Source organism: Clostridium sp. (genome assembly GCF_016650035.1).
Classification (GTDB): Bacteria; Bacillota; Clostridia; order Clostridiales; family Clostridiaceae; genus Clostridium_AD.
In genome coordinates this window covers 1-6,526 of record NZ_JAENWM010000139.1, presented here as the reverse complement: position 1 = coordinate 6,526, position 6,526 = coordinate 1, and the positions used below count along the sequence as shown (strand labels likewise).

The 6,526-nt window shown below is 32.1% G+C and carries 6 protein-coding genes and 1 riboswitch; of the genes, 4 read left to right on the top strand and 2 right to left on the bottom strand.

Annotated features, from left to right (window positions below; genetic code table 11):
* Positions 1-215 precede the first annotated feature (215 nt).
* From tsaE to rimI, 3 genes are read left to right on the top strand one after another with little or no spacing between them, the layout of a single operon-like run.
* Positions 216-674 carry a tRNA (adenosine(37)-N6)-threonylcarbamoyltransferase complex ATPase subunit type 1 TsaE gene (gene tsaE, locus JJD95_RS19285; protein WP_291645005.1) on the top strand — a complete coding sequence of 153 codons (459 nt, stop codon included), beginning with the start codon at positions 216-218 and terminating at the stop codon, positions 672-674.
* Positions 671-1,384 carry a tRNA (adenosine(37)-N6)-threonylcarbamoyltransferase complex dimerization subunit type 1 TsaB gene (tsaB, locus tag JJD95_RS19280; protein ID WP_291645003.1) on the top strand — a complete coding sequence of 238 codons (714 nt, stop codon included), beginning with the start codon at positions 671-673 and terminating at the stop codon, positions 1,382-1,384. Before tsaE ends, tsaB begins: the two co-directional genes overlap by 4 nt.
* On the top strand, positions 1,377-1,826 hold the full coding sequence (rimI, locus tag JJD95_RS19275; RefSeq protein WP_291645001.1) for a ribosomal protein S18-alanine N-acetyltransferase: 450 nt from the start codon (positions 1,377-1,379) through the stop codon (positions 1,824-1,826). Before tsaB ends, rimI begins: the two co-directional genes overlap by 8 nt.
* A gap of 49 nt (positions 1,827-1,875) precedes the next feature.
* Here rimI and JJD95_RS19270 read toward each other — a convergent pair whose 3' ends face one another.
* The gene (locus JJD95_RS19270) at positions 1,876-2,463 is read right to left on the bottom strand and encodes an ECF transporter S component (RefSeq protein ID WP_291644999.1); all 588 of its coding nucleotides are present in this window, start codon (positions 2,461-2,463) and stop codon (positions 1,876-1,878) included.
* 88 nt (positions 2,464-2,551) lie between these two features.
* Positions 2,552-2,665, bottom strand: a riboswitch (FMN riboswitch).
* A gap of 57 nt (positions 2,666-2,722) precedes the next feature.
* Entirely contained in the window at positions 2,723-4,885 is a 2,163-nt protein-coding gene (locus tag JJD95_RS19265; RefSeq protein ID WP_291644997.1) for a Tex family protein, read from the bottom strand.
* Between the two features lie 144 nt (positions 4,886-5,029).
* Between JJD95_RS19265 and JJD95_RS19260 the strand changes: the two genes are divergently transcribed.
* On the top strand, positions 5,030-6,370 hold the full coding sequence (locus tag JJD95_RS19260; RefSeq protein ID WP_291644995.1) for a M28 family metallopeptidase: 1,341 nt from the start codon (positions 5,030-5,032) through the stop codon (positions 6,368-6,370).
* The last annotated feature ends 156 nt before the right edge of the window (positions 6,371-6,526 follow it).

The window sequence follows — 6,526 nt, the reverse complement described above, 5'->3', positions numbered from 1 at the left end:
TGTTTCTTTTTTAAAAAAGTAAAGCACGCGGTAGGTCTGTTAAGCTTACCCAAAATCATACTTTTACAAAAGCAAAGCACCAACAATTAGTTGGTGCTAATGTTTCACATGATTTGGGACATTTTCAAAAATGCTTGACAGTTTTTTTTAATTTTAACCAGATTACCTTTTCTTTTTTTATTTTTTAGGATAAACTAACTAGTGAGGTGAAACTTATGGAATTTATAGTAATGTCAGTAGAAGAAACTTATAGATTAGGAAAACAAATCGGATCACTTGTAAATTCTGGTGATATAATATGCTTGATTGGGGACTTAGGCACTGGCAAAACTCATTTAGCTAAAGGAATTGCAAAAGGTTTAGGTATTGAAGACCATATTACAAGCCCCACCTTTACAATTGTAAATGAGTACACAGGTCGTTTAAAGTTATATCATTTTGATGTGTATAGAGTAAATGACCCTGATGAAATAGCCGCTATAGGCTTTGATGAATATATATTTAGCGATGCGGTCAGCATTATTGAGTGGGCTAATTATATTGAAGAATTGATTCCACCTGATAATTTAACTATTACCATTGAAAAATCAATTGAATTTGGAGATGATTATAGAAAAATCAATATCCAATATGAACATATAAGATATGATTACATAAAGGAGATAAAACTATGAAGATTTTAAGTTTAGATTCTGCTACAGAATCGGCAACCTGTGCTATTCTGGATGATAATAGGGTACTTTCTGAAATAACTTTTAATTGTAAAAAGCAACATGCACAAATACTTTTGCCAATAATTGATGAATTATTTAAAAATACAGGAATGAGCATAAGTGATATCGATGGTTTTGTAGCATCAAAGGGTCCCGGTTCTTTTACAGGACTTAGAATAGGACTTGCTACCATTAAAGGATTGTGCCAAGGTTCAAAAAAGCCCTTTGTGACTGTCTCAACCCTGGATTCCCTAGCATATAATTTAGCATATACAGATGGGATTATTTGTCCCATACTAGATGCTTTAAGAGATAATGTTTATACAGCCCTATATACGTTTAATGACAACAAACTTAATAGGATAAGCGATTATATGAACGTGTCTTTAGATGATCTAATAAATATTCTAAAAGAAAAAAATTGTACTACTTCATTTGTAGGGGATGGAGCTTTAAAATTCAAAGAAAGACTCCTAGGACAATTACCAAATGCTAATTATGCGCCAGCCCATTTAAATTTAGCTAAGGCTTCTTCCCTAGGAGAATTAGGACTTAAATCCCTATTAAGTGGAATAGACGATGATATATATTCGTCGGTTCCTATGTATCTTAGAAAACCTCAAGCCGAAAGAGAATACGAAGAAAAAATGAGGCGTAAAGAAAATGAATAGTGTTTTTAAAATATACCCAATGGATGCTTCATCTGTTAAATCCATAATAAATATTAATCAGTTAAGCTTTCCAATTTCCTGGAGTTTAGAATCACTTCAAAGTGAATTAGATAATAAAATTGCCAAATATGTGATATTAAAAAAGGGTGATTCTATAGTAGGTTATGGAGGAATGTGGATAATTATAGATGAAGCACATATTACTAATATTGCAGTTCATCCCGCGGCTCGTGGTCTTGGTGCTGGTGACATTATTGTAGAAGCACTATTTAGAATTTGTAGAAAGCAAAAAGTTACAGCAATAACCTTAGAGGTTAGAAGTTCTAATTTTATAGCTATAAACTTATATGAAAAACATGGCTTTGAGAAGGTAAGCACTAGACCCCATTACTATGAAGATAATGGGGAAGATGCTGTAATTATGTGGAACCGCAATTTATAGAATATACTCTAAAAAAAGACTAGCATTGTATGCTAGTCTTTTTAGATATCTAATTTTGTTGTCTTCTTTTATATTCTCTCTCAATATTTTCTTTGTGAAGTATAGGCGAAACACTCTTATATAAAGCTAAAGTCACTGCCGATACTACTATTCCTTTAATAAAATTAAAAGGAATAATGGACAAAATAATAAAAGAACTCATATTCACAGGCATTGGAAATCCTAATGCCATTTCGTATAAAGGTAAAACAACAAAATAATTTAATATTCCTGCAAAAATCGACATACAAGTTACTCCTATTAATAAAGCAACAATAGCTCCATTCTTGCTCTTACGAACTTTGTATATATATCCTGATACTAATACTAAACATGAGCCCACTAGGAAATTTGCAAGTTCTCCCACAAAAGCAGTTTTCCCTGCTAAAAATCCATGTAATATATTTTTAACAAGTTCAATAATAACTCCTGCTATAGGTCCTAGTGCAAACGCTCCGAGTAGAGCTGGCAAATCACTAATATCAATTTTTAGAAACTCAGGAAATATGGGAATTGGTAACTCAATGTACATTAATAGAAAAGCCATAACAGATAAAAGTGAAATTTTGATAAGTTTAACAAGTTTTTCGTCTCTCATTTTTATACCCCCTAATTAATTATATCTCCTAGGGATGGACATAATAAAAACCCCGACACAGAACTATGCCAGGGCAAATTTACGTATATCTCATCTTCTTTCATCCAGACTTTACTGTCGGCTTCGGAGTTAAACCGAATCAACCTTACGGCTCGCGGGCTTTACCGCCGGTGGGGAAATTCGCCCCGCCCTGAAGATTATTAAATTTTATTTTATAATTTAATTATATTCTTTTTAAGTTAAAAAAGCAACATAATAATTACTGAGTTTTCATTGATAATGATATTCTTTTCCTTTTCTCATCTACTTCAAGCACACTAACCTCTACTATATCACCAGTTTTGACTACATCTAGCGGATGCTTTACAAATTTATCTGCTAGTTGGCTTATATGTACTAACCCATCCTGATGGACTCCAATATCAACAAAAGCTCCAAAATCAGATACATTTCTAACAGTTCCCATAAGTTTCATACCCGGTTTAAGATGAGCTATCTGAACTATACCCGTTTTCAATATAGGTTTGGGCATTTCCTCTCTAGGATCCCTACCCGGTTTTTTAATTTCTTTAATAATATCTCTAAGAGTTGGAACTCCTATTTCTAATTTTTCAGCTACCTCTTTAGTATTAATATCTTTCATTCGTTCATCCATATCTTTAAAATTCAAAGATTTAAAATCTTCTTTTGAATACTTTAATAAATCCAATAACTGCTTTGTAGCATTATATGATTCAGGATGAACCGAAGTATTATCTAAAAATTCTTTACTCTCCGTAACCCTTAAAAATCCAGCACATTGCTCGTATGCCTTTGCACCTAATCTTTTAACTTTTAATAATTCTTTTCTAGCTTTAAACTTACCATTTTCTTCTCTATAGGCTACAATGTTTTGAGCTATAGAAACATTTATACCTGATATATACGTTAATAGAGATGGCGTTGCAATATTTAGATCTACACCAACTGCATTAACACAGTCTTCAACCACTCCCTTTAAGGATTCATCAAGTTTTTTAGGTGCTATGTCATGTTGGTATTGACCAACTCCAATAGCTTTAGGATCAATTTTCACTAGTTCAACCAGTGGGTCTTGGAGTCTTCGTCCTATGGAAATAGCTCCTCTAATAGATACATTTATATCTGGATATTCTTTTGACGCAAGCTCCGAGGCAGAATACACTGATGCCCCAGCTTCTGAGACTATAACATAGTACAACTCTTTAGAACATTCTGCTTTAAGATCTTTAATCATCCCAGCTATAATTTCTTCAGACTCCCTACTTGCAGTTCCATTCCCCAGGGATATTACTTCTACATTATGCTTAATTACTAATTCTTTAATAATATCTATAGCTTTTTCCATTGTGTCCTTGCTTCCAGCAGTAGCATATACCGTAGCTGTATCTAACAGTTTACCTGTATCATCAAGCACTGCTATTTTACACCCAGTTCTAAATGCAGGATCAAATCCAAGCACTACCTTCCCTTTTATAGGAGACTGCATTAAAAGAGCCTTTAAATTAGCTTTAAATATATCTATAGCACCAATCTCACCTTTTTCTGTCAACTGAGATCTTATTTCTCTTTCAATTGATGGAAATATAAGTCTTTTCACAGAGTCCACTATGCTTTGCTCTATATACTTATCAGTTTCATCGTTCCCTTTTAAACATTTGTTTTTCAAATAATCAATGATTTTATCATTATCAACTTTAATTTTTACAGAAAGCACCTTGCTACTTTCGCCTCTATTTATAGCAAGAATTCTATGTGATGGAATAGATTTAACACTTTCTTTATACTCGTAATACATTTCGTATGGCGTAGTATCGTCGCTTCCACCCTTAGTTTCTACAATCCCTTGATTTTGAACGAGTGCCCTAATCCACTTCCTATAGTCAGCTTCATCTGAGATCATTTCACTTATAATATCTCCAGCACCTTTTAGTGCATCGAGTGTTGTATTCACTTCTTTTTCTTCACTTATGAATTTTTTAGCATACTCATCTACATTACCCTTAAGCTCACCGCTAAAAATAATTTCCGCAAGAGGTTTAAGTCCTTTTTCTATTGCAATGGTAGCTCTAGTTCTTTTCTTAGGCTTAAAGGGTCTATATATATCCTCAATTTCAGTCAAGGTCTCACATTTATTTACTGATAGCTCAATTTCTTCTGTTAACTTTTCTTGTTCTCCGATTAAACGAATTACATCCGCTTTTCTTTCTTCTAGATTCCTAAGATATATAAGTCTCTCAGTAAAATTCCTAAGAATTATATCGTCAAGTCCCCCAGTTACTTCTTTTCTATATCTAGCTATAAAAGGGACTGTGTTCCCTTCATCTAATAACTGGATTACATTTTCCGACTGCTCTTTTGTTATTCCGAATTCTTTGATCAATCTATTTTCTATATTTACCATACTTTTTTTGACTATTTTTAATGCATCTAAATAGTCAGTCCTCCTCTCAAATTTATATTTTACTCCACTAAATTAACATATTTAATCATACCACCATTTCTATATTCATATTTATATAAAAGATAGAAATTTTAGGAGAGATATATGAAAAAGCTAATATGTTCTTATTTTCTAACCCTTTGTCTTTTATTATTTTATTATAGCTCACATCTATATTATACCCTATATAGATTCAATCCTACAAATGTGTACCAAAACATAAAATATATATCTTCAGATCAATTTAAAGGACGGCTACCTGGCACTTTAGAAAATCAAGAAATAGCCGTTCTTATTAACAGGGAATTTAAAAATAGTGACCTTTCACCTTATAAAGGAAAGGAGTTTCAAAATTTTAATATACTATATCCTAAAAAAACTGAAAATAGTCCATATTTAAGTGTAAGAGATAGCAACGGTAATCTCTTAGAAGATTTTGTTTATAGTAAAGATTTTAAAGAAGATATGTTAAACTTTAAAGTCAATAATTTAACCTTCACGAAAAATAATGTTACAAAAGTAAATGATGATTATCTTAAAGTTAATACCGCTGATGGCCCCTTCGTATTCTTTGTTCCACCTAATAATGATTTATCCTTTAGAAGTTCCTTTATTTCCACTTCAAATTATAACATGTATATTATGATTACTAAAGAAACACTTATAAAGCTTAAAAATTTATTAGATAATAACTGCATAGTTGATTGCTTTATGCCTTATGAAATCTCAGAAACCAGTGCAAATAACGTTATGGGCTATTTAGAAGGCAGCGATACCTCTGCACCACCTATAATTGTTTCTGCGCACTTTGACCATCTAGGTACCGATTTAAATGGCACCATATATAATGGTGCTCTAGATAATGCCTCTGGACTTTCCTTCATGTTAGAAATGAGTAAGTATTTAACCTCGCTTGGCAAACCTTCTCGGAGTATTCTCTTCTTAGGGTTTAATGCAGAAGAGTTTGGGTGTTTAGGTTCAAACCAATTTATCACAGAATATAAGGATGATATAAAAGGTAGTAAAGTATTTAATTTTGATATGATTGGAAGTAATAATGCTGTGCCCCTATGCATCATGGGTGGAAAAGAAGATACCGCTAAAACGCCTTTTATAGCATCAGTTTCAAATACCTTAAAATCCGAAAAAATATTCTTTAATTATCTTTTTGAAGATGCTAGTGACCACGAAGGCTTTAGGCGTGAAAATATTGATGCTATAACCTTCTGTGACAATGATATGACAAGGATACACACTCCCCGTGATACTTATGATACTATAAGTTTAGATTCTATAGAAAGATGTTATGACGTAGCATCTAAGGAAATTGTAAAAAATGCTTTTAAAAGCAACTTCATCATTATATATTACAAAGAATGCACTGCAATTTCTGTAATGGGAATTTTAATATTTGCTTTACTTTATAAGAAAAAAGATAAGCAATAGTTCTAAATAAAAATGTCAAAACGATGACTTCTGTATTAATACAGAAGTCATCGTTTTGATTTATAAATTTTTTTTACATTAGTGACACAGTCAAATAATTTTTATGCTCTTAATTCTGCTGATTTTAATTGTGTTGGCTTAAAAAAAGATTTGAAC

Coding starts and splice junctions, on each gene's coding strand:
- JJD95_RS19265 (WP_291644997.1), bottom strand. CDS start 4,885: ATGGTAAATATAGAAAATAGATTGATCAAAGAATTCGGAATAACAAAA.
- JJD95_RS19270 (WP_291644999.1), bottom strand. CDS start 2,463: ATGAGAGACGAAAAACTTGTTAAACTTATCAAAATTTCACTTTTATCT.
- rimI (WP_291645001.1), top strand. CDS start 1,377: ATGAATAGTGTTTTTAAAATATACCCAATGGATGCTTCATCTGTTAAA.
- tsaB (WP_291645003.1), top strand. CDS start 671: ATGAAGATTTTAAGTTTAGATTCTGCTACAGAATCGGCAACCTGTGCT.
- tsaE (WP_291645005.1), top strand. CDS start 216: ATGGAATTTATAGTAATGTCAGTAGAAGAAACTTATAGATTAGGAAAA.
- JJD95_RS19260 (WP_291644995.1), top strand. CDS start 5,030: ATGAAAAAGCTAATATGTTCTTATTTTCTAACCCTTTGTCTTTTATTA.